This is a genomic window from Stutzerimonas stutzeri (assembly GCF_038561965.1).
GTDB classification, from domain to species: Bacteria; Pseudomonadota; Gammaproteobacteria; order Pseudomonadales; family Pseudomonadaceae; genus Stutzerimonas; species Stutzerimonas stutzeri_AA.
The window spans coordinates 1,163,669-1,186,123 of sequence record NZ_CP139348.1 but is presented as its reverse complement, the minus strand read 5'-3'; the positions used below and the strand labels follow the sequence as shown (position 1 = coordinate 1,186,123).

The following is a 22,455-nucleotide window of genomic DNA, read 5'->3' as shown; positions in this document are numbered from 1 at the left end:
AGAAACCCGGCCTCGCACGTTCAGCGAGGTCACCGCGACTATCCAATAACAAAAGCGTCCGAGGTGTTTGCATGAACGATGTGACCGAGCGGGAAACCGCGCCAGCCACAGAAAAGCGGCTGCCCTTGCTGCAGATGCTGCTGGTGAGTCTCCAGCACGTCCTGCTGATGTATGGGGGAGCTGTCGCAGTCCCGCTGATAGTGGGCCAGGCGGCCGGGCTGTCGCGCGAAGAAATTGCCTTCCTGATCAACGCCGACCTGCTGGTGGCCGGTATCGCAACCGTTGTGCAGTCGATGGGTATCGGGCCGCTAGGAATCCGCATGCCGGTCATGATGGGCGCGAGCTTCGCGGCGGTAAGCAGCATGGTGGTCATGGCCGGCATGCCGGGCGTAGGCATGACTGGCATTTTCGGTGCGACCATCGCCGCCGGCTTCTTCGGTTTGCTGATCGCTCCCTTCGTCTGCAAGATCGTGCGGCTGTTTCCACCTCTGGTAACCGGCACGGTGATTACCGCTATCGGGCTCTCGCTATTCCCGGTGGCAGTCAACTGGGCAGGCGGCGGAAGCGCTACTGGCGAATTCGGCGCCCTGCCCTACCTTGGGGTCGCGGCAGCCGTACTGGTCGTCATTCTGCTGATCAACCAGTTCATGCGCGGCTTCTGGGTCAACGTATCGGTGCTGATCGGCATGGGCCTGGGCTATGTGCTGGCTGGCAGCCTCGGCATGGTCGATCTGACCGGCATACATACCGCGTCCACATTTGAAGTCGTCACGCCCAATCACTTTGGCGCACCGCAATTCCTCCTCGCCCCCATTCTGTCGATGTGCCTGGTGGTGGTGATCATCTTCGTCGAGTCCGCGGGGATGTTTCTCGCCCTTGGCAAGATTACCGGCCAGGAAGTCGATCCGAACCAGCTGCGCCGTGGCCTGCTGTGTGATGCCGGCGCGACGTTCCTGGCTGGTTTCATGAACACTTTCACGCACTCATCGTTCGCCCAGAACATCGGCCTGGTGCAGATGACAGGCGTGCGCAGCCGCTACGTCACCGCCGTCGCCGGGCTGATCCTGATCAGCCTGAGCCTGCTACCGAAAGCAGCGTTCATGGTTGCATCGATCCCCGCGGCAGTGCTCGGCGGCGCCGGTATCGCCATGTTCGGCATGGTCGCGGCGACAGGCATCAAGATTCTCCAGGAGGCCGATATCAGTGATCGACGCAACCAGCTGTTGGTTGCGGTAAGCATCGGTCTGGGCATGATTCCAGTAGTTCGCCCGGAGTTCTTCGCGCAGCTGCCGCACTGGCTGGAGCCGATCACCCACAGCGGTATCGCCCTAGCGACGTTGAGTGCCGTGGCGCTGAATCTGCTGTTCAACGTGCTTGGCGGCCCGGAGCGTGAGGCCTTGACCGGCTCGGCCCACACCTGAGCCTGAACGTGGCGGCCAGCCTGGGCCGCCACGCAGGCCATGCCCGTCGGTTCACCTCTCGCCGAGCATGCCTCGACAAGCAACGACATCCCGTTACAATGCCGCGCCCTCCCTGCCCGGACGCCGCCGATGTTAGAAGCCAGCTGGATTGCCTTTGCCTTTGTCCTGGGGCTGGCGGCCCGTTACATCGGTCTGCCACCGCTGATTGGCTACCTGGCAGCCGGCTTCGCCCTATCGACTGCCGGCTCGGATGTTGGCGTCGGCCCCAACGACAGCGACATCCTCCAGCATCTGGCCCATCTCGGCGTCCTGCTGCTGCTGTTTACCGTCGGCCTCAAGCTGAAGATCAGCAACCTGGTACGGCGTGAGGTCATCGGCGGCAGCCTGCTGCATTTCGTCATATCTAGCCTGCTGGTGCTGCCGGGCATCGTGCTGATTCTCGATATGCCCTGGAACGAGGCGTTGCTACTGGCGATCGCACTGTCGTTCTCCAGTACCGTGCTGGCGGCCAAGGTGCTGGAGAGCAAGCGCGAGCTGCGCGCGTTCCATGGCCGGGTAGCAATCGGCGTGCTGATCATCCAGGACCTTATTGCGCTGGTGGTAATGAGCGTGGCCGCCGGCCAGGTGCCGTCGCCATGGGCTTTGCTGGTGTTCCTGCTGCCGCTACTGCGTCCGTTGCTGTTCCGCCTGCTGGACGCCAGCGGTCATGAAGAACTGCTGATACTGCTGGGATTGATGCTCGCGCTGGTGGTCGGCGGCCACGGCTTCGAAGCGGTCGGGCTGAGCTCCGAACTGGGTGCGCTCGCCTTCGGCGCCATGCTGGCCAAGCACAAGCGAGCCGGCGAACTGTCCAACTCGCTGTGGGCGATCAAGGAAGTCTTTCTGGTCGGCTTCTTTCTACAGATCGGCATGGGCGGCCTGCCGGATGCCAGCGCGCTGACCTTCGCGCTGGTGATGGCCGTGTTGCTGCCGCTCAAGGGCGTGCTGTTCTTCTTTCTATTCCTCGGCTTTCGTCTGCGCGCACGCAGTGCCTTCCTCAGCGCCTCGAGCCTGACCAACTACAGCGAGTTCGGCCTGATCGTCGCCAGCGTGGTACTGCCGCAATGGTTGACGCCGCTGGCAGTTGCCGTGGCGCTTTCGTTCGTCGTCTCGGCGCAGCTCAATCGAGTGGTACACCCGTTATACGAACGCCTGGCCCGCCGGCTGATTCCGCTTGAACGAAACATCCGTCACCCCGACGAGCAACCGGTGTCGCTCGGCGATGCACAGATCCTGATCATGGGCATGGGCCGCACCGGCCGCGCGGCCTACGACCACCTGAGCGCGAAGGGCTATCGCCTGGTCAGCCTGGATTCCGACCCGGTGATGGTCGAGCGCAATAGCGCCGAAGGCCGCCATATTCTGTTTGCCGATGCCGAAGACCAGATGTTCTGGCAGAACCTCCAGATGAACGACGTCAAGGCAGTGATCCTGGCGATGAATGACGCCGAAGCGAAGATCATTTCCACCACCAAGCTGCGTGGAAATGGTTTCTCAGGCCTGATCGTCTCCCATGCCATGTACGAAGACATTGCCCAGCGCATACAAGAGGCCGGGGCCGATCACACCTACCTGACCATGAGCGAAGCCGGCGCGGGCCTGGCGGAGAACGTCGCGCGGGCCTTGGACCCTAAATAGCGAAGGTGCGACCATCGGTCATCTTGTACACAATCCGAAAATTTATTGTTCCAACGTCTGTCCACAGATTGTTATAGTCGGGCCATCCGATCACCGCCCTACAGCTGGTGCGACGGGTAGAGGTGCCGTGACCCTCGAAAGCCCATGACCGTACAACAACAAATGGCAGGCTTGACCATGACCGCAACCGATACGAGCAGCGGCAGCGCTGCAGCACCTCAGCAAGACCTCATCTATGGGCTGGACGACCGTCCGGCCCCCCTTCCGGCACTCTTCGCGGCACTGCAGCACGTACTGGCGAGCTTCGTCGGCGTAATCACCCCGACCCTGATCGTCGGCAGCGCCCTCGGCCTGGGCGCCTACGTGCCCTACCTCGTCAGCATGGCGCTGTTCGTCTCCGGGCTCGGCACCTTCGTCCAGGCCAAGCGCATCGGCCCGATCGGCTCCGGGCTGCTGTGCCTGCAGGGCACCAGCTTCGGCTTTCTCAGCGCGATCCTCAGCGCCGGCTTCATCGTCAAGGCACGCGGCGGCACGCCTGAGGAGATTCTCGCCACGCTGTTCGGCGTCAGCTTTTGCGCGGCCTTCGTAGAAATCGCCTTCAGCCAGTGCATCAACAAGCTGCGTCGGGTGATTACTCCCGTGGTCACCGGCACGATCATCTGCCTGATGGGACTGTCGCTGATCAAGGTGGCCATGACCGACATCGCTGGCGGCTACGGCGCGCCCGATCTTGGCGCGCTGTCCAACCTCGCTCTGGCGGGCCTGGTAATCGGCATCATCGTGGTGCTCAACCGCTTCCCCTGGCCGGTACTTCGGCTTTCTGCAGTGATCGTCGCGCTCGGCGTTGGCTACGGCGTGGCACTGGCGATGGGCAAGGTCGACCTGTCCGGCCTCGGCAGCCTGCCCTTGGTCAGCGTGCCGCAGCCGTTCCGTTTCGGCTTCGCCTTCGACTGGATGGCGTTCATTCCGATCGCTGTGATTTTCTTGATCACACCGCTGGAGACAGCGGGCGACCTCACGGCCAACTCGATGATTTCACGCCAACCGGTGCGCGGGCCGCTGTATATGCGGCGCATCAAGTCGGGCATCCTGGCTGACGGCTGCGCTTCGGTCACCGCAGCGGTGTTCAACAGCCTGCCGATGACCACCTTCAGCCAGAACAATGGCGTGATCCAGCTGACCGGCGTGGCCAGCCGCTATGTCGGCTTCTATATAGCCGGGCTGCTGATTCTGCTGGGCCTGTTCCCGGTGGTCGGCGGCGTGCTGCAAGCCATGCCCAAGCCCGTGCTCGGCGGCGCCACCCTCATCATGTTCGGCACCGTAGCGATCGCCGGCATCAAGATCCTCGCCGAAGCGGGTCTGCATCGGCGCAACATGCTGATCGTCTCGATCTCGCTGGGCATGGGGCTGGGCGTTGCCGGCGTGCCGGAAGTGCTGAGCGCGATGCCCGACGTGCTGAAAAACATCTTCGGCTCGCCGATCACCATCGGCGCCTTCAGCGCCATTCTGCTCAATCTGTTCCTGCCCCGAGAGCCGAGCGAGATGGATGTCTTCGACCCGGAAGAGCTGATCGAGGATGCCGTCGGCACCAACACCCTCTCGGTGAACATCCCCGACTACCGGAAACAGGATGATCGCCACAACCGTGACGTCATGCCGCATGCGACCAGGGCCGATTCTACGGGTTGAACGACGCTCGCACCGCTTCCCGCCGTCTCGACCTTCGCCCAGAATACGCGCCGGTCGCGACGGCCTTGCCTACAAAAAAAAACACACAGGAACCACACCTATGCAACTGAAGACTGCCCCGCTCTGCCTCGCCCTTACCGGCGCCCTGCTCGCGACACCGGCGCTGGCCGGCGATCTGATGCACTGGCAGAACAACAGCCTGACCTACCTGTACGGCCAGGATTACAAGGTCGATCCCGACACCCAGCAGACCGTCACCTTCGAACATGCCAGCGGTTGGGCATGGGGCGACATGTTCTTCTTCGTCGATAACATCTGGTACAACGGCGTGAGTGGCAGCGACGGCCACACCTACTACGGCGAGTTCAGCCCACGCCTGTCGCTGAGCAAGATCAGCGGCCGCGACTTCTCCTTCGGTGTGGTCAAGGACGTGCTGGTTGCCGCCACCTACGAGCGCGGCGAAAGCTCGGCCGCAGGCGTGCCGAATCAGAACTACCTCTTGGGCCCAGGCTTCGATCTCGACCTGCCTGGCTTTGACCGTTTCGCGCTGAACTTCTACTACCGCAAGCCCGACGGCTCCACCGGCCGTGCTTCCGGTCAGTGGCAAGTGACGCCCACCTGGGCGATGACCTTCCCGGTCGGCAAGTCGGACATCCTCTTCGACGGCTTCATTGACTGGGTTGTCAATGATGCGGGTTCCGAGTCCCGCGGCGATTTCCTGAAGAAGAACCTGCACATCGTCCCGCAGATCAAATACGACCTGGGCAAGGCGCTGAACAACGAGCCGGGTCGTCTCTATGTGGGTATCGAATACGACTACTGGTCCAACAAGTACGGCATCGAAGACGGTGGATTCGTCAGCCGCAACTTCGTCGGCAAGACCGATCAGAGCACAGCCAGCGTGCTGATCAAGGCGCACTTCTAAACGCCTAGGCAAAAAAAACGGGGCGCCTCAGGGCGCCCCGTTTCGTTTCCGGCGTCCGGCTTACAGGCGGAAGCTCCCCATCTGCCGCCCCAGATCCTCTGCCAGTTGCGACAGCGCCTGGCAATCGGCCCGACATTCCTGCACGTCCTGCGCCGTGGCTTGCGCCAGATCGGCGATGCCCTGCACGTTATGGGTGATCTCCTCGGTGACGCTGCTCTGCTCCTCGGTCGCAGCGGCTACCTGAGTGTTCATGTCGCTGATGGCTTCCACTTGCTCGGTGATCGCCTGCAGCGACTGACCGGTGCGCTGGCTGGCATGCACGCCGGTACCCGTTGCGGCCTGGCCGGCATGCATGGCGCCCACCGCGGTCTCTGCACCATTCTTCAAACGCTGGATCATTTGCTGGATCTCGTCCGTCGATGCCTGGGTGCGGCTGGCCAGCGTGCGCACCTCATCGGCCACGACCGCGAAGCCACGACCCATGTCGCCGGCACGGGCCGCTTCGATGGCCGCGTTGAGTGCCAGCAGATTGGTCTGCTCGGAAATGCTGCGGATCACCGCCAGCACCTGATCGATTGAGGCCACCTGCTGCGCGAGCTCGGTGACCGAGCTGGCTGCCTGGCCGATCTCGCCGGACATCCGCTCGATGTGCCTGATCGATTCACCCACCACCTGTCGCGCCTGCAGTGCCTCGCTGCGCGCGCCTTGCGAGGCTTGCGCCGCGTTGCTGGCGTTGCGCGCGATTTCCTGCACGGTGAGACCCATCTCGTGCACGGCTGTGGCGACCATGTCGGTCATCTCATGCTGACGCCCCGCGCGCACGGCGGTGTCGTCGACCACCCGCGCCACCTGGCCGACAGCGGTGCGCAACTGCTCGCTGGTGTTGAGCACATCGCCGATCAGACTGCGCAGGCTGCCGATAAAGCGATTGAAGCCGCGCGCCAGATCGCCGAGCTCGTCGGCACGGCTTTCGTCCAGCCGACGCGTGAGATCGCCACCACCTCCGCCGATTTCAACCAGCGCGTTGGTCACCTGGCGAATCGGTTTCACCAGGCCTCGGGCCAACAAGACGACTAGCCCGAGGAAAAACAGGGCAATGCACGCGCCGATCAGGCTGATGGTCCAAAGCGTACGACGGGCTTCAGCAAAGATTTCCGCTTCCGGCACTTCGCTCACCAGTACCCAGCCAAGGCTTTCCAGCGGCTGTGCGATCGCCAGAAATGCTTCACCGTCGCGCTCGAAGCGTACCGCCCCCTCGGCCCGGTTGAGCAGTTGCTGCGCGGCATCACGCCCGGTCAGCGTGCTCAGTTCTGCTCGGTCATTGTTCTCGGTTCGTGGATGTACCTTCACCCGGCCATCGCCACTGATGAGATACACCTCACCGCGCTCGCCAAAACGAAAGTTGCTGATCAGCTCGGACATGCTCGTAAGGCTGTAGCCCAGCCCTGCAACACCCAAGGTCTTACCAGCGACACTGATGCGCTGGTTGATAAACAGGGTCGGTTGCCGAGAGGCCTTGTCGATATCAATCTCGAAACGCCGTTCGATGCCGCCATCTATAAGGCTGTAGAACCAACCGTCGCCTGCCGCGCTGCGGCTGAGCGTGCGAGATAGGCCCGCCTCTGAGTAATAGTTGCCGCTCTCCAGTACCGCGATCGAAGTGGTCAGCGCGTTCTGCTGCGCTTTCACACCGTCCAGATAACGACCGATAGCATCCGCGCCGATGCCAGATTCGCTTGCACGCAGCCAATCAAGCACCAGCGCGTTATGTGCAATGCCGGCCGTAGCGGTGATCGGAGCGGTAAGGGTGCGCTCGATGTCGTTACGAATGGCCGCGATATTTGCTGGCAATGCCTGGCCAACGAGATAGCGTTCGGCCAAGCGATTGACCGCGGAGGAATACACGAGAATGACGATCAGAGTACTGGTGAGCAGGGCTGCTCCCATGCTGACAATCAGCTGCCATTGGATACTGCGTTGCATGAAAGGCATCACTGCGACCTCGGTTGTTTTTAGAATGCATACAACTTGATGGCTATATGTATACATCAATATAAATTTGGCGTCATTATGCTATCGACTGGAAAAATGGGCCCTTTAGACCGTTTGGCGGAGGGCTGAAGCGCCGTCCCGGCCGGGCTGATTCGGCAGATAGAATGCGGGCAAAGAGCCGCGCAGTTGTTGCGGCAGGAGTGATCGATGCCGCGACTGAACCTGAAGCAGCGTTCCCTGCTCCCGCTTTTGGCGGTAATCATTGGAATTGGCTTCGCCGTTAGCAGCCTCGCCAGCTACTACATGTCTCGGGAAACCATCCGCAAAGGCATCATCGGCGTGGAGTTGCCGCTTACCGCGGATGTGATTTCAGGGGAAATACAAAAAGACCTGGTTCGCCTGGTCCAGGTCTCCTCGGCGATGGCGCAAGATCCTTTCGTGCTCGACTGGTTGGATCATGGTGAAGCCAACCCGGCATTGATCAGCCGTTACCTGCAAGCCATCCAGCAGCGATACGACACGTCCACGGCCTTCTTCGCCTCGCGCGTGTCGGAAACCTATTACACAGACACCTCAGCCCAAACCATGCAACCGAGCGATACAGCCGACGGCTGGTTCTATCGCTTCGAACAGAGCGGACTACCTTGGGAAATCGTCGTCGACGTCTCAAGGCTGACGATGTTCATCAACTATCGCGTGCTAGGCGCTGGCGGTGAGTTCCTGGGTGTCGCTGGGGTTGGCTTGACGCTCGAGCGGGTCGTGGAGCTGATCGATACGTACCAGCGTCGTTTTCAACGCAACATCTACTTCGTCGATGCACGCCGACGCATCGCCATGAGCGGTCAACATGGCGGGCCGGATGGCGCTGCCCGCGGAACCGCGCTGGCCGATGTCCCTGGCCTGGCCGATCTCAACCGACAATTGCCGCAGCTTCGCCCGGGCTCATTCGCGTACGAGAGCGGGGGCGCGCAACACTTCATCAACATTCGGGATATCCCGGAGCTGGGCTGGTTCCTGATGGTTGAAAAGCAGGAAAGCAGCGTTATGGCGCCGGTGCGCCGCGCCCTCTGGATAAATCTGCTGATCTGCTTCAGCGTGACCGCCACGGTGCTGTCGCTGGTGGGTCTGATCAGCCGCCGCTATCTGCAGCGGATCGAAACCATGGCCACCCACGATGCCCTGACCGGATTGCTCAATCGTCATGGTTTTGCGCTGGTCGCCGGACAGGCCATCCTGGAAACCAGGCGGCAACAAGGTAGCCTGTGCGCGGTAATTCTTGATCTGGACCACTTCAAGCAGTTCAACGATCGACACGGGCATCTGGCCGGTGATTTCGTGCTTCGTCACTTTGCGCAACTGCTGAGCAGGCAGATTCGGCAGTCCGATCTGGTATCCCGATGGGGCGGCGAAGAATTCGTCGTGCTCTTCAAAGACACCGACTTCGCCACCGCAGCCTCGCTGGCAGAGCGCGTGCGAGCGGCTACAGAGGCAGAGCTGTTCAACTATGACGGCACGCGCCTGGAGGTCACCGTAAGCATTGGCGCTGCGCGTCTTGCACCCAAAGGCACGCTTGAACAGATGCTACGGGAAGCGGACGAGGCCCTCTATCGAGCGAAAAACAGCGGACGCAACCGCGTATGCCTGGCTGCTGCAACCCACGAAACCGCTGGTACTGCGCCGTCCGGCTGCTAGTTTCCCCCGGTCTGCTTGAGCTTTTTCCGCTCGATAAAGTCGACCTTCCACTGCTCCATACCGATGTACTCAGACGACAGATTGGCCTCCACCTGATGCCTTTCCTTCAGCGCTGCGAGTTCGAGACGCTGCTCATCGAGAAAGCGGTCGAATCGCAGGATCAGCTCAGGATGCCGGACACTGGAAAGGTTGAAGGTGCCGCGGGTATGCGGCAGGCCCGGATCGAAAACCAACGCGCCGGGCTTGGCCCGCACGTTATTAAGGTAATGGGCTGCAACCACTACGTTGTAGTAGCCGCCATCGGTGTCCTTCAACAGCGCCTGCCGCACCATGCGCGGCAGATCCCTGGTACTGACCAACAGAATTTGATTCGTGCCGATACGGTCTTCGTAACCCCGCGGTGTCCAGCCATCCACCACGGCGAGCCGCCGGAGTTGCTCGAGGCCGAGTCCTGCGCGGCGCGGCGCCACCATGACCCCATCGACATAGTTGACCAGTGGCTGGCTGTATCTCACGTCGCGCCCGGTCTTCGCCGGGACCGACCAGTTCGGGTTGTCGGGGTATTTCGCATCGATTTCGCCTGCCAGCAGCGCCGGCAATAGCGCATCGACCGGCATCACCCGCAGGGTTACCCGCACGCCACTATGGGCGGCGAAACGGTCGAAAACCTCGCGCGCAAAGCCTTGGTAATTGCCCTCGGCGTCACCCTGGTAGTGCGGCAGGAATGCCGCCTTCTCAACGCCGATGGTGTAGGTCGGCTCAGCGAGGGCGGGAAGCGAGAACACCAGAACAACCGAGGCAAGAAAGGACTTCATGACCAACTCCTTTTGTTATCAATCGGCACGACTGCGCAGCGGTTCGGTGGAGCGAGATCAGCCCAGCGCATCCGGTTACAGTGCAACGCAAAGGACAGTAGCAGAGCGCACGAATATTTTGCATACAAATATACACTTTATTGTGCACAACCTATCGAATCCGGCGCTTTCTTGAGGCGAAAGAGAAGCCGGTGCTAGGATGCTGCCGCAGGCTACCAGGCACGGTAGTTGTGAAACGAAAAGGCCCCATGTCCAGTATCCGTGAGCGCAACAAAGAGCTGATTCTCAAAGCCGCCAGCGAGGAATTCGCCGAGAAAGGCTTCGCTGCGAGCAAAACCAGCGATATCGCTGCCCGCGCCGGGCTGCCAAAGCCCAACGTCTACTACTACTTCAAATCCAAGGAAAACCTCTATCGCGAGGTGTTGGAGAGCATTGTCGAACCGCTGCTCGAAGCGTCGGCACCGTTCAACCAGCCTGGGCATCCGGCCGATGTGCTGCGCGCCTATATCCGTACCAAGATCAGAATCTCGCGTGACCACGCCTGTGCCTCCAAGGTGTTCGCCAGCGAGATCATGCACGGCGCCCCACACCTGTCCCCTGAGCGCACCGCGCAGCTGAATGCGCAGGCTGCGCACAACATCGCCTGCATCCAGCGCTGGATCGACGACCGCCTGATGGCCGATGTCGACGCCAACCACCTGCTGTTCAGCATCTGGGCGGCGACGCAGACCTACGCTGACTTCGATTGGCAGATCAGCACCGTCACCGGCAAGACACGCCTCGACGACGCCGACTACGACGCGGCCGCCGACACCATCATCCGTTTGGTCCTCAAGGGTTGCGAGATCGCTGAACCAAGCTAGGCCCGTACGACTGCGCGGCCTGCTTCGGCGCGACTGGCGCAACTTCGGCGTCCGCAGCCCGCACCGAGGCGACTAACCAGGCCCGCTCGGCAAATTGACGGGCGAAATTCGTGGTCATGCTTGTCCTATGCGTGAATGCGCCACTGGGGCGCACCCGGACCCGCACTATCACGATGCCCGAATACCTCTCGCCGGTTCCTCGCTGGGAACCTCATGAACGCCCCTCGATGCCCGGCTCGCCGGCGATCCTGCTGCACAGCCCGCCGCGGCGCCTGGCCTATGCCGCGGTGGCGGTGCTCGTTGGGCTGACCGGCGGGCTCGGCAATGCGTTGTTCATCGCCAACCTGCCGGCAATCCAGGGCGACCTCGGCCTGACACCCGAACAGGGAGCGTGGCTGCCCGCCGCCTATTTCATGGTGAATGTCTCCACCAATCTGCTGATGATCAAGGTGCGCCAGCAATACGGCCTGCGCGTCTTCGCCGAGATTGGTCTGGCCGTCTATGCCTTGCTGACTATCGCCCATGTCTTCGTCGAAGGGCTGGGCATGGCCATGTTTGTACGCGCCGCCAGCGGTTTTGCCGCGGCGGCCACCACTTCGCTCGGGCTGTTCTACATGCTGCAGGCCTTTCGCAAGGTGGACCTGCCGCGAGGCGTGATCGTCGCCTTCGGTATGACCCAGGTGGCCACACCGCTGGCCTGGCTGCTGTCGCCACCGCTGGTGGATATCGGCCAGTGGCACCGTCTGTATGTGTTCGAGAGCGGCCTGGCGCTGTGTTCGCTGGCCGCCGTGGTGGTGCTCAAGCTGCCGGTTGGCGAGCGCATCAAGGTCTTCGAGCCACTGGATTTCCTCACCTTCGCTTTATTCGCTCCGGCCCTGGCACTGGTGGCCGCAGTATTCGCACAGGGCCGCGTGCAGTGGTGGACCGAGGCGCCCTGGCTGGGCTACGCGCTGATTGCCGCGTTGTTGCTCGGCTGCCTGACCTTCATGATCGAGCATCATCGGCGCAACCCCTTGCTGCAAACCCGCTGGCTTGGCACCGCGGAGATGCTGCGCTTCGCCTTCGGCGCCTTGGCGCTGCGCTTTCTGCTGGCCGAGCAGAGCTACGGTGCGGTCGGCCTGCTGCAGACACTCGGCATGGGGCCCGACCAGCTGCGCCCGCTGTATGCGGTGATCCTGCTCGGCCTGGTGATGGGCATCGCCGCCAGCGCGATGACGTTCAGCCCGCGGACCGCTTTGGTGCAAATTCTGCTTTCCATCGTGCTCATCGGCGTGGCGAGCTTTCTCGACGTGGACGCAACCAGCCAGACCCGCCCGCACGACCTGTTCCTCAGCCAGGGGCTGCTGTCGTTCGCCAGTGGGATGTTCCTCGGCCCGTTGCTGATCAGCGGTATCGGCAAGGCACTGGCCAACGGCCCGAACTACCTGGTGAGTTTCATCGTGCTGTTCTCCATGACCCAGAGCCTCGGCGGGCTGGCCGGCCCGACGATGTTCGGCACCTACCAGATCGTGCGCGAACAACACCACTCGGCGCACCTGACCGAGCAGATCGTCCCGGCAGACCCGCGCGTCGCCGCACGTCTGGCTCAGCAGAGCCAGGCGCTGGCATCGACCCAGGGCGACCCGCAGCTGCGCCAGGCGCTCGGTGGTGCGCGCCTGTCACAGACCATAACCCGCGAAGCCAACGTGCTGGCGTTCAACGACGTGTTCCGCCTGATCGGCCTGCTCGCCGTCGCCGTGCTCGGCTGGTCGCTGTTCCACACCCTGCGCCTGGCGCGACAGAAGAAGGCCCCTGCCCCATGAGCGATGCGCGCGCGCCCGACGACCAGACCACGCCAGCCACGGATGCCGGCGGAACCCCGCCCGAACCGCCCAAGACGATCCAGCCGAGTCGCCGCGCGATCGTCCTGATGTCGCTGGTCGCCCTGGCCGGGGTGCTGGCCATTCTCTATGCCTGGCAGCTCTGGCCGTTCTCCGGCAGCCAGGTGACCACCGAGAACGCCTACGTACGCGGCCAGCTCACCGTACTTGCGCCCCAAGTGGCCGGCTACGTCACGGAAGTCCGCGTGCAGGATTTCGAGGCGGTGGAACAGGGCCAGCTGCTGGTGCGCATCGATGATCGTCAGTACCGCCAACGAGTGGCACAACGTCGTGCGGAGCGCGACGCCGCACGTTTCGAACTGGAAAACCTCGACCAGCAACTGGCCGCCGATCGCGCCACCCTGGCTGTGCGCCGCGCCGATCTGTTCGCCGCCGAAGCCGAGCAGGCCCGAGCACGCGCGGACGAGCGCCGGGTCGATGAGCTGGCCGAACGTGGTTCGGTGTCCATCCGTGAGCGCGACCAGGCCCGTGCCAGCGCCCGCGCGGCCGCCGCCAATGTGCGCAAAGCGCGGGCCGCCATCGAGATCGCAGAACAGACGCTCAAGGCCAGCGACATTTCCCGTGGCGGCCTGGAGGCGCGGGTACAGATTGCCGAGGCCACGCTGCGCCAGGCCGAGATCGACCTGGCCAACACCGAAATCATCGCCCCCGCAGCGGGCCGCGTCAGTGAGGTGGGGGTGCGCCTGGGCCAGTACGTTTCGGCCGGCTCACAGCTGCTCTTCCTGGTCCCGGCAAGGCTCTGGGTAATTGCCAACTACAAGGAAACCCAAACAGCGAACATGCGCCCCGGCCAGCCGGTCACCTTCGAAGTCGACGCGCTGGACGGCGCGCGCCTGACCGGACGTGTCGAGCGCCTGGCACCGGCGACCGGTTCCGAGTTCAGCGTCCTGCGCCCGGACAACGCCACCGGCAATTTCACCAAGGTGGTACAACGCCTGCCGGTGCGCATCGCCATCGACCCCGACCAGCCACTGGTTGAGCGCTTGCGTCCCGGCCTGTCGGTCATTACTCACGTGGACACCGCAGCGCAATGAAACCGTACGGCCTGTTCACCGCCCTGGCGCTCGGGTTGCTATGCGCTTGCGTGCCGCACCGCGAACCGATCCCCCAGCAAGCTCGGCTCGATGAAATACCTGCGCAGTGGCGGCTTCCGGCCAGCGCCTCGGCGCCAATCGAACAGTGGTGGCAGCGCTTCGCCGACCCCGAATTGGCGGCGCTGGTCGAACGTGCCCTGGCGCGCAACACCGACCTGCTGATCGGAGCGGAGCGCCTGGAAGCCGCACGAGAGCAGATCCGCCTGTCTCGCGCGGCCCTGTTGCCGAGCCTGGATGCCGTGCTCGGGATCGAACGCAGCCAGGATTTCGGCGCAGCCGGCCTGACTCGCACGACGGCAGCACAGCCTGGCATTCAGCTCAGCTACGAAGCGGACCTCTGGGGCCGGCTTGCCCGCCTGCGCCAGGTTGCCGACTTGCAGTACCAGGCCTCGGAGGCCGAACAGCAGACCCTGCTTCTAGCCGTCGCCGCCACCGTGGCGCAGGGCTATGTCTCGCTGCTGTCGTTGGACCGCCAGCTCGCGCTGACCCACGAAACCGTGGCGTCGCGCCAAGCGGCACTGCATCTGGCCGAGGATCGGGCACGAATGGGCTACACCTCCGAACTGGAGCTGACCCAGGCCCGCGCCGAGTTCGAAGCCGCGGCGCAGCTGGTGCCGCAACTGGAACAGGCCATCGTCGAGCAGGAGCATGCGCTGCGCCGGCTGACTGGCGACTCACCCGGCCCTGTTGCACGCGGCTCGCTGGACGAGCTGCACCCGCCCGCAGTGCCCGGCACCTTGCCCGCCGCCCTGCTGCGCCAGCGCCCTGACCTTTACCAGGCCGAACAGCAGCTCGCTGCCAGTGACCTGTTCCTCGACAGTGAGCGCGACCGTTTTCTGCCGCGCGTACAGCTGTCCGCGAGCCTCGGCCGCCTCTATGTGAACGCGCTGGACTACGACCCGGTGAAAGTCTGGAGCCTGGGCGCCAGCGTGCTCGCCCCGCTGTTCGATGGCGGACGCCGCGAGGCTGGCGTCGCTGTGGCCACGGCCGAACGCAATCAGGCCGCCTATGCCTACCGAGCGGCCGTGCTGACCGCCTTCAGCGAAGTGGAGAATGCGCTTTCCGGTCTGGATCGCCTCGCCAGCCAGCGCAGCCGGATCGAGGCACGCCGCAAGGTACTCACCCGCTCGCTGGAGATCGCCGAAGACCGCTACCACGGCGGCTACTCGTCCTACCTCGAAGCGCTCGATGCCCAGCGCAACCTGTTCGATACGCAACTGACCGAAGTGCAACTGCAGGAAGCGCGGATCAACCGTCTGATCCAGCTCTATCGCGCTCTGGGTGGTGGCTGGCAGGCACCGGACGATGTGCCTGCCAAGTTCTGATCCCGCCGTGGCCGCGAAACGGCGCCGGCAGGAAAACCATCCGCCCACAAAAAACGCCAGCAGGCGCTGGCGTTTTTGCATACCGCTCTCTGCTGACGCGCTAACGGTCAGCCGCGTGCGCGTGCGGCGTCGCGCAGTGCCTTGACCTGGTCGTGATTGCGCTGGACGCCCTGGTATTGGCGTTCGACAACGCTACGCACCTCGGCCGGCAGGTCTTTTTCCAGCGCCTTGCGGTAGCTCTTCACCGCAACATCCTCGCCACGCTCGCACTCGTTGAGAATGGCTTCATCGTCCTTACCGGTAATCATCGACTTGAGGTCGACCCAGCGACGATGCATGTCGGCAGAAACGCTGGTGCTGGTTTCCGGATCACCACCCATCGAGCGCACCAGCTGTTGCAGCTCGGACGCAGCGGTGGCGCAATCGCGCGAGCGCTGGTTCATGGTGCTTTTGAGCTGTGGATCGCGCAGGTCCTCAGCGCATTCGAGGAAGCCCTTCTCGCCGTCCTTGCTGGTTTCTATCAGATCGTTGAGTACTGAAATCGTCTCTTTCGTATCCATCGTGTACCTCCTGCCAAGTCGACTCGGGAGGGGCCGCATTGCTGCAGCCCGCGTTAAAAGTCGACTGCCCGCGCACCACAAAGGTTCAGCGAAACCGCTGGAAGGCACGCGCCTGGGTGCTGCGGTCGGGGCGACCGCAGCACCGCGTCAGCTCATGCAACCCAGGCGCTCAACGGCATGGGGCGGCCGAGCAGATAGCCTTGCGCCTTGTTCACCTCCAGACGCCGCAGCATGGCCAGTTCTTCCTGCGTTTCGACGCCCTCCGCGACGACTTTGCAGCCGGTTTCGTCGGCAAAACGGATCAGCGCCGCGGCGAGCGCACGGCAGCCGGTGTCACTGTCGACATTGCGGATCAGGCTGCTGTCGAGCTTGATCACATCCGGCTTGAGCTTGAGGATGTGGCGGAAGCTCGCATAGCCGGCTCCGGCATCATCCACGGCCAGGCGCAGCCCCTTGCTGCGCAGCGGCTCCAGCGCCTCAGCCAGCAGGGAATAGTCCTGTACGGATGCATGCTCAGTCACCTCGAGCATCAGGCGCGCCAGTGGCCGACCAGCAAGCACCTCGTCCAGTGCACCAGCGAGTATGGTGTCCGGCGAAACGTTGAGTGACAGGTAGTTATCGGCCGGCAACTGATCGAAGCCCAGCAGTGCTTCCTCGATCAGTGCCACCTCCAGGTCTTGCTGCAGTCCGACCTGTCCCGCCTCGGCGAACCATTTGTCCGGTGTGCGCTGCGGCTCGACGCTGAAACGAGCCAGCGCTTCATGACCGACGATTCGGTTCTCCACCAGGTGCACGATGGGCTGGTAGACGACTCGGTAGCTGCGCTCGGCGAGGATGGCCTCGATGCGGTTGCGCTTGTCCTTGAGGGCCTGCTGACTTTTCGTCTGGGATTCCAACAGGCGCCCGGCAAAGGCGGCGAACAGCCGCAGGGTGTTCAGGTCGCGCTCATCAAGGGAGTCGTTCGGTTGCGTGCTGAAACAACAGAAGGTGCCGTAAAGCACACCATCGCTGAAACGAATGGGCACGCTTAGGTGCGCACCTATCGGCAGCTCGGTAGTAACCGGAAGGAGCAATGCCTCGGCAAGCTGCGTGGCATCGTGGATCAGCTCGGGCAGGCGTCCATCGACGACGCGCTGGCAGTAGCTGTCCTCCAATGGACCGGAGTCACCAACGCAGAGGGTAAGGTGTTCTATCCGGCCGTCGACATGCCGGAACACACGAGCACCCTCGCTGAACTCGGCAACGAAGGCCACCTCCATTCCCAGGTAGCTGCGCACCGCATGCAGAGCCTCGCAGAGCATCGTGCCGATCGACAGATTGCCGGCCTCCAGCCTCGCCAGCATCGCCACTGGGTCTCGCCTGTCGTCAGCCGAATCTAGGTGTCCGAGCATCCATACCTCCTGCCACAACCGAATCGATGCCGATTGGCCACTACCTGGCCGGTTCGTGAGTTAGAACAGGCCACCTTGTAGCGAATAGCCAGCGCTCAGCCCCGCCAGCCGACCGGCGGCGCTGCGACCAGCCCGCGGGCACCAGCCAGGCCGGAAATGCGCTTCACGAGTCGCAAACGTCATCTCCCGCGAGACGGACCCACGTCGGCGCGTGGTCGCTGGCGTGCTCCTGATCGCGAACCCAGCGGTCGACTCCAGCATCCTGCAGGCGTGACGCGAGGTCCGGGCTGAGCAGCAGATGGTCGATGCGCAGCCCGGAGTTCTTCTGCCAGTGCTGTCGAAAGTAATCCCAGAACGTGTAGATGCGCTCGTCCGGATACCTGGCGCGCAGCGCGTCGGTCCAGCCCTGCGCCAGCAAGCGCGCAAAGCACTCGCGGCTTTCCGGCTGGAGCAGCGCGTCCTTCTTCCAGGAGCGCGGGCTGTAGATGTCCTCGTCGGTCGGCACTACGTTGTAATCCCCGGCCAGCACCACCGGGTGGCCGCTGCCGAGCAGGCCGGCGGCGTGTTCGATGAAGCGCTCGAACCAGCTCAGCTTGTAATCGAACTTCGGCCCCGGCTGCGGATTGCCGTTGGGGAGATAGAGACAGGCGACGATTACACCGTGGGCCGCCGCTTCCAGATATCGACTGTGCGTATCGTCCGGATCGCCAGGCAGACCGCGGCGGATCTCCAGCGGGTCGTCGCCCTTTGCCAGAATCGCCACGCCGTTCCATGACTTCTGCCCCTGCCAGATGGCACCGTAGCCAGCGGCGCGGATGTCATCGATGGGGAAGTCGGCGTCTTGCGCTTTGAGCTCCTGCAGGCACACCACATCAGGCTGCTCGCGCCCCAGCCATTCGAGCAGGTTGGTCCGTCGTGCACGGATCCCGTTGATGTTGTAGGTAGCGATTTTCAGACTATCCACGCGCGCATCTCTCACAGGCGGTTATATCCACCTTAGCTGTGACAGCACGCTGCGGCTTCCGTCTCGGGTACCGGTAATCGGATCAGCCGGGCATTTCAGCGAAACGCAGCGTGAATTCGGTCTGCTGCGCATCACTACGCGCGCCAACCTCGCCGCCGTGCAGCTGCATGATCGAGCGCACGATGGCCAGCCCCAGGCCGCCGGAATCGCCTGGTTCGGCGCGTGACGGATCGCAACGGTAGAAACGGTCGAACAGCCGCGGCAGGTGTTCCGCCGCAATCGGCGGCCCCTGATTGATTACGCTGACCCAACGCCAGCCATCCGCTGAGCCGCTGACAATGCGCACCGGACTATCGCTGGCGCCGTAGCGCAGCGCATTGGCCAGCAGGTTCGCCAGTGCGCGGCGGATCAGCTCGGCATCGCCGAACAGCTCACCTTCCGTCTCGTCGAGCAGGCGGATGCCGCGCTCCTCGGCAACCCCCTCGAAGTAGTCGCACAGTTGCTCGACCAGTGCGGGCAGCGAAAAAGCCTGCCGCGCGATGGCCGCTGCTGGCTGCTCGGCACGGGCGAGGAACAGCATGCTGTCGATCATCCGCGCCAGACGCTCGTATTCCTCCTGATTGGACACCAGCAACGCCTGATAGGCCTCGGCCTCCCGCGGCTTGTGCAGCAGCTGCTGGGTCTGGCCCATGAGGTTGCCCAGGGGCGTGCGCATCTCATGGGCCAGGTCCTCGCTGAAGCGGGACAGCCGCGCGAAGCCCTGTTCCAACCGACTCAGCATCTGGTTCAGCGCAGCACGCAGCGGTTCCAGCTCGCTGGGCATGGCCGATTCATCGAGACGCAAATGCAGATGTTGCACGTCGATGGTCAGTGCCTGGCGGGTCAGGTGGCGCACTGGGCGCAAGGCGCGTCGACTGATCAGCCAGCCGAGCACGGATGCCAGTAAGGCGCCAAGACTCAACGCCCACCACAGCTTCACACGATAGGCCGCCAGCATCTGCTCGCGCTCGGCGAGCAGGCGCCCGGCGACCAGCGTCAGCCCCGCCTCGCCCGGCAGCCGACGCCACGCCAGCCGCGCCCCATCAGCATCGGTTAGGGTCGCGGCGTCGCTAGCCGCCAATGACGGAATGCTCAGCCGCGCCGGATTGATTTCGATCAGCGCGCGGCCCTGTGCGTCCAGTAACCAGAGCAGGCTGTCGCGATTGCCCAGCATGTTTTCGTACAGCTGCGGCCGTTGCCGCAGCGCCTCGACACTGGCGCTGTCTTCCAGCAAAGCCTGCATGCGCTCCAGCCGGCCAAGCAGCGCCTGATCGTCACGCCAGGCGATCTCGCGCTCCAGCGAGCGGTAAAGGTACAGGCCGATGCTGCCCAACAGCACGCTCGCCACCAGGGCGAACGCCAGGGCCAGGCGCAGGCTGAGCGAACGCGGCAACAGGCTCACGTCGTGGTTTCCAGTACATAGCCCATGCCGCGCACGGTGTGGATGAGCTTGAGCGCATAAGGATCGTCGACCTTGGCGCGCAGGCGGCGGATCGCGACGTCGACCACATTGGTGTCGCTGTCGAAGTTCATCTGCCAGACCTGCGAGGCAATCTGCGCACGGGACAGCACCTCGCCTTCGCGCAGCAGCAACAGGTGCAGCAAGGCAAATTCTTTGTTGGTCAGGCTGATGCGCTCGCCCTGGCGGGTGACGCGGCGGCGCAGCAGGTCCAGCTCCAGATCAGCAACCTGAAAGCGCTCGACTTCGCGCGGCGGCCCGCGGCGCAGCAGGGTGCGCACCCGCGCCAGCAGCTCGGCGTAGGAGAACGGTTTGACCAGATAATCGTCGGCGCCCAGCTCCAGCCCGCGCACGCGGTCCTCCACCGCATCACGCGCCGTCAGGAACAGCACCGGGGTGTGCGCGGAGCGCTTGCGCACCACCTGCACGAGCTGCCAGCCATCGAGCCCCGGCAGCATGACGTCGAGGATCACCAGGTCGAAGGTCTCCTCCTCGATCAGGTATTTGCCATCGACGCCGTTGCGCGCCACATCTACCCGGTAGCCGGATTCTTCCAGCCCGCGCTTGAGGTAGTCAGCCGTCTTGGCCTCGTCCTCCACCACCAGAATTCGCATCGGATCACCTCGCTGATCACGCATAGGTTAGGGAGTCCGCAATGAACCGGCCATTACAAAAGCGTAATGCGCAGGCAACGGTTCTGACGGGCCGGCGGCGGCACCATGCGCCCCGAAGCTCAGCCACCCAAGGAAACCGGATATGCGTATCGCAGCCTCACTGTCATTGCTGGCGCTGGCCCTCAGTGCCAACGCCGCCACACCGGCACCGATCACTCAGCAGAACGTCTCGCTGGCCCTGGCCGAAGGCCTGATCCAGGCCACGCTGGACCAGTGCCACGCGGAAAACCGCACGGCGGTGGTCGCGGTAGTCGATCGCGGCGGCAACCTGGTCGCCCTGCGCCGGGACGACAACGTCGGCCCGCACAACACCCTCGCCGCCCAGCGCAAGGCCTACACCGCACTGTCGAGCAAGACGCCGACCCGTCTGTTCGCCGAGCGCGCCGCCGGCACACCGGACGCCGCCAACCTCAACACGCTCGACGAACTGCTGCTGCTCGGCGGTGGCGTACCGCTGAAGGTCGGCGACGAGGTGATCGGCGCCATCGGCGTGGCCGGTGCCGGCGGTGCCAAGAACGACGAGGCCTGCGCCATGGCCGCCATCGAAAAACTGCTGCCCTCCTCCCACTGAAGAAAAGGAAAACCCCATGAAAGCACTACGTTCCATCGCCGCCGGCTTGATGCTCAGCGGCCTGTCCGGCCTGACCCTCGCCGCCGGCAACCCGCTCAGCGTGCATGTGCTGAATCTGCAAGACGGCCTGCCTTCGCCGGACGTCCGCGTCACGCTGGAACAGCGTCAGGGCGACACCTGGCAGTCGCTCAACAGCGGCGAGACTAACGCCCAGGGCCGCATCACTGCGCTGTATCCCGAAGGCAAGGCGCTGGAGAAAGGCACCTATCGCGTCACCTTCATGACTGGCGACTGGTTCGCCACGCAGAAGGCCAGCACCTTTTTCCCCGAAGTTCCGGTGATCTTCGAGGCCGACGGCAGCGTCGAGCACTATCACATCCCGCTGCTGCTGAGCCCCTACGGCTTCTCCACCTACCGCGGCAACTGAGCCGCTCAGCGCACTTCCCAATAGCCCGGTGCGTTGTAGATGTCCTTCAGGTAGTCGATGAAGAAACGCACCTTGGCCGGCAGGTAGCGCTGCTGCGGGTATACCGCCTGGATGTCGTAGGCCGGCAGCGCGTACTCGTCGAGTACCGTCACCAGCTCGCCGCGCTTGAGTTCGGCCTGGATCTCCCAGGTCGAGCGCCAGCCGATACCCAGGCCCTGCTTGACCCAGTCGAACAGCAGCTCGCCGTCGTTGCAATCCAGGTTGCCAGCCACGCGGATCGCCACCTGGCGGCCGTCGCGCAGGAAGGTCCAGCCACGTTGCTGGCCGCCCTGCAGGTTGAAGGCGAGGCAGTTGTGCTGCGTCAGCTCTTCCAATGCCGTCGGCGTGCCATGCCGAGTGAAGTACTCCGGCGATCCGCAGACCACCCGCCGATTGGGAAACAGCCGTACCGCCACGTAGTTGGGGTCGGTCACCTCGCCGATGCGGATGCCCATGTCATACCCATGCCGCACCAGATCGACGACGCTGTCGGTAAAGTTGAACGACAGCTGCAGGTCCGGGTAGCGCGCCTGGAATGCCGGCGCGTGCGGGCCGATATGCCGCCTACCGAACGCCGCTGGCGCCGAGACCACCAGATGTCCACGCACCGAGGTGCCGTGATGGCTGATGCTGGCATCGGCTTCCTCGAAGTCCTTCAGCAGCCCGCGGGCGCGCTCCAGGTACTGCTCGCCCAGATCGGTCAGCGCCAATCCACGCGTGGAGCGGTGCATCAGCTTGACGCCCAGGTGCCGCTCCAGCGCATCGAGTCGACGGCCCATCACCACAGGCGTCACGCCCTCTTTCAGCGCGGCAGCGGCAAAGCTGCCGTTCTCGGCCACTAGCACGAAGCTGTGCAAGGTTGTGTAGCGATCCATTCGATACTCCTGATATCGACAGAACTGAAGTTTCGGCCAATTCCCTCGTTCCGACCAGCCCTTCATGCTTGGGCCACGTATAA

The 22,455-nt window shown here is 63.6% G+C and carries 19 protein-coding genes; 11 read left to right on the top strand and 8 right to left on the bottom strand.

The window, feature by feature from the left end; all coding sequences use genetic code 11:
- The first annotated feature begins 71 nt into the window (after positions 1 to 71).
- The 4 genes from SM130_RS05290 to SM130_RS05275 all read left to right on the top strand — a co-directional run bounded on the left by SM130_RS05290 (position 72) and on the right by SM130_RS05275 (position 5,712).
- On the top strand, positions 72 to 1,421 hold the full coding sequence (locus SM130_RS05290) for a nucleobase:cation symporter-2 family protein (protein ID WP_102823100.1): 1,350 nt from the start codon (positions 72 to 74) through the stop codon (positions 1,419 to 1,421).
- Between the two features lie 129 nt (positions 1,422 to 1,550).
- Positions 1,551 to 3,098 carry a cation:proton antiporter family protein gene (locus tag SM130_RS05285; RefSeq protein ID WP_102823099.1) on the top strand — a complete coding sequence of 516 codons (1,548 nt, stop codon included), beginning with the start codon at positions 1,551 to 1,553 and terminating at the stop codon, positions 3,096 to 3,098.
- A 162-nt stretch (positions 3,099 to 3,260) separates the two neighbouring features.
- Entirely contained in the window at positions 3,261 to 4,787 is a 1,527-nt protein-coding gene (locus SM130_RS05280) for a uracil-xanthine permease family protein (RefSeq protein WP_256044958.1), read from the top strand.
- A gap of 100 nt (positions 4,788 to 4,887) precedes the next feature.
- Positions 4,888 to 5,712 carry a DUF5020 family protein gene (locus SM130_RS05275; protein WP_102823098.1) on the top strand — a complete coding sequence of 275 codons (825 nt, stop codon included), beginning with the start codon at positions 4,888 to 4,890 and terminating at the stop codon, positions 5,710 to 5,712.
- A gap of 60 nt (positions 5,713 to 5,772) precedes the next feature.
- On the opposite strand, the gene SM130_RS05270 is transcribed toward SM130_RS05275, so the two are convergent.
- Positions 5,773 to 7,704, bottom strand: a complete 1,932-nt coding sequence (locus SM130_RS05270; RefSeq protein ID WP_102823097.1) for a methyl-accepting chemotaxis protein — start codon at positions 7,702 to 7,704, stop codon at positions 5,773 to 5,775.
- A gap of 207 nt (positions 7,705 to 7,911) precedes the next feature.
- On the opposite strand from SM130_RS05270, the gene SM130_RS05265 reads away from it, so the two are divergent.
- Positions 7,912 to 9,396 (top strand): sensor domain-containing diguanylate cyclase, encoded by a 1,485-nt coding sequence (locus SM130_RS05265; RefSeq protein WP_102823096.1) that lies wholly within the window; start codon positions 7,912 to 7,914, stop codon positions 9,394 to 9,396.
- On the opposite strand, the gene SM130_RS05260 is transcribed toward SM130_RS05265, so the two are convergent.
- Positions 9,393 to 10,211 carry a substrate-binding periplasmic protein gene (locus SM130_RS05260; protein WP_102823095.1) on the bottom strand — a complete coding sequence of 273 codons (819 nt, stop codon included), beginning with the start codon at positions 10,209 to 10,211 and terminating at the stop codon, positions 9,393 to 9,395. The two genes, SM130_RS05265 and SM130_RS05260, sit on opposite strands and share 4 nt — an antisense overlap.
- A 248-nt stretch (positions 10,212 to 10,459) precedes the next feature.
- Between SM130_RS05260 and SM130_RS05255 the strand changes: the two genes are divergently transcribed.
- The 4 genes from SM130_RS05255 (at position 10,460) to SM130_RS05240 (ending at position 15,373) form a co-directional block, all read left to right on the top strand.
- Entirely contained in the window at positions 10,460 to 11,074 is a 615-nt protein-coding gene (locus tag SM130_RS05255; RefSeq protein WP_102823094.1) for a TetR/AcrR family transcriptional regulator, read from the top strand.
- Between the two features lie 227 nt (positions 11,075 to 11,301).
- On the top strand, positions 11,302 to 12,876 hold the full coding sequence (locus SM130_RS05250; protein WP_102823093.1) for an MFS transporter: 1,575 nt from the start codon (positions 11,302 to 11,304) through the stop codon (positions 12,874 to 12,876).
- Entirely contained in the window at positions 12,873 to 13,988 is a 1,116-nt protein-coding gene (locus tag SM130_RS05245) for an HlyD family secretion protein (protein WP_102823092.1), read from the top strand. The genes SM130_RS05250 and SM130_RS05245 overlap by 4 nt, the downstream gene beginning before the upstream one ends.
- A complete protein-coding gene (locus SM130_RS05240) occupies positions 13,985 to 15,373 on the top strand; it encodes an efflux transporter outer membrane subunit (protein ID WP_102823091.1) in 1,389 nt (462 codons plus the stop codon). The genes SM130_RS05245 and SM130_RS05240 overlap by 4 nt, the downstream gene beginning before the upstream one ends.
- Positions 15,374 to 15,480: 107 nt before the next feature.
- Here SM130_RS05240 and SM130_RS05235 read toward each other — a convergent pair whose 3' ends face one another.
- From SM130_RS05235 to SM130_RS05215, 5 genes are all read right to left on the bottom strand, one after another.
- The gene (locus SM130_RS05235; RefSeq protein WP_102823090.1) at positions 15,481 to 15,933 is read right to left on the bottom strand and encodes a PA2169 family four-helix-bundle protein; all 453 of its coding nucleotides are present in this window, start codon (positions 15,931 to 15,933) and stop codon (positions 15,481 to 15,483) included.
- 152 nt (positions 15,934 to 16,085) lie between these two features.
- Entirely contained in the window at positions 16,086 to 17,324 is a 1,239-nt protein-coding gene (locus SM130_RS05230; protein WP_102823089.1) for a sensor domain-containing phosphodiesterase, read from the bottom strand.
- Positions 17,325 to 17,487: 163 nt separating this feature from the next.
- Positions 17,488 to 18,288, bottom strand: coding sequence for an exodeoxyribonuclease III (xth, locus tag SM130_RS05225; protein WP_102823088.1), 801 nt, complete (start codon positions 18,286 to 18,288; stop codon positions 17,488 to 17,490).
- 82 nt (positions 18,289 to 18,370) lie between these two features.
- Positions 18,371 to 19,729: a heavy metal sensor histidine kinase gene (locus SM130_RS05220; protein ID WP_102823087.1), complete on the bottom strand. Its 1,359-nt coding sequence runs from the start codon at positions 19,727 to 19,729 to the stop codon at positions 18,371 to 18,373.
- Complete coding sequence (locus tag SM130_RS05215; protein ID WP_102823086.1) at positions 19,726 to 20,400, bottom strand: heavy metal response regulator transcription factor; 675 nt, start codon at positions 20,398 to 20,400, stop codon at positions 19,726 to 19,728. Before SM130_RS05215 ends, SM130_RS05220 begins: the two co-directional genes overlap by 4 nt.
- 142 nt (positions 20,401 to 20,542) lie before the next feature.
- On the opposite strand from SM130_RS05215, the gene SM130_RS05210 reads away from it, so the two are divergent.
- Together SM130_RS05210 and uraH are read left to right on the top strand one after the other, a co-directional pair.
- The gene (locus SM130_RS05210) at positions 20,543 to 21,031 is read left to right on the top strand and encodes a GlcG/HbpS family heme-binding protein (protein WP_102823085.1); all 489 of its coding nucleotides are present in this window, start codon (positions 20,543 to 20,545) and stop codon (positions 21,029 to 21,031) included.
- A gap of 16 nt (positions 21,032 to 21,047) precedes the next feature.
- Positions 21,048 to 21,458, top strand: a complete 411-nt coding sequence (gene uraH / locus SM130_RS05205) for a hydroxyisourate hydrolase (protein ID WP_102823084.1) — start codon at positions 21,048 to 21,050, stop codon at positions 21,456 to 21,458.
- Positions 21,459 to 21,463: 5 nt separating this feature from the next.
- On the opposite strand, the gene SM130_RS05200 is transcribed toward uraH, so the two are convergent.
- Positions 21,464 to 22,372, bottom strand: a complete 909-nt coding sequence (locus tag SM130_RS05200) for a LysR family transcriptional regulator (RefSeq protein ID WP_102823083.1) — start codon at positions 22,370 to 22,372, stop codon at positions 21,464 to 21,466.
- Positions 22,373 to 22,455: the final 83 nt, after the last annotated feature.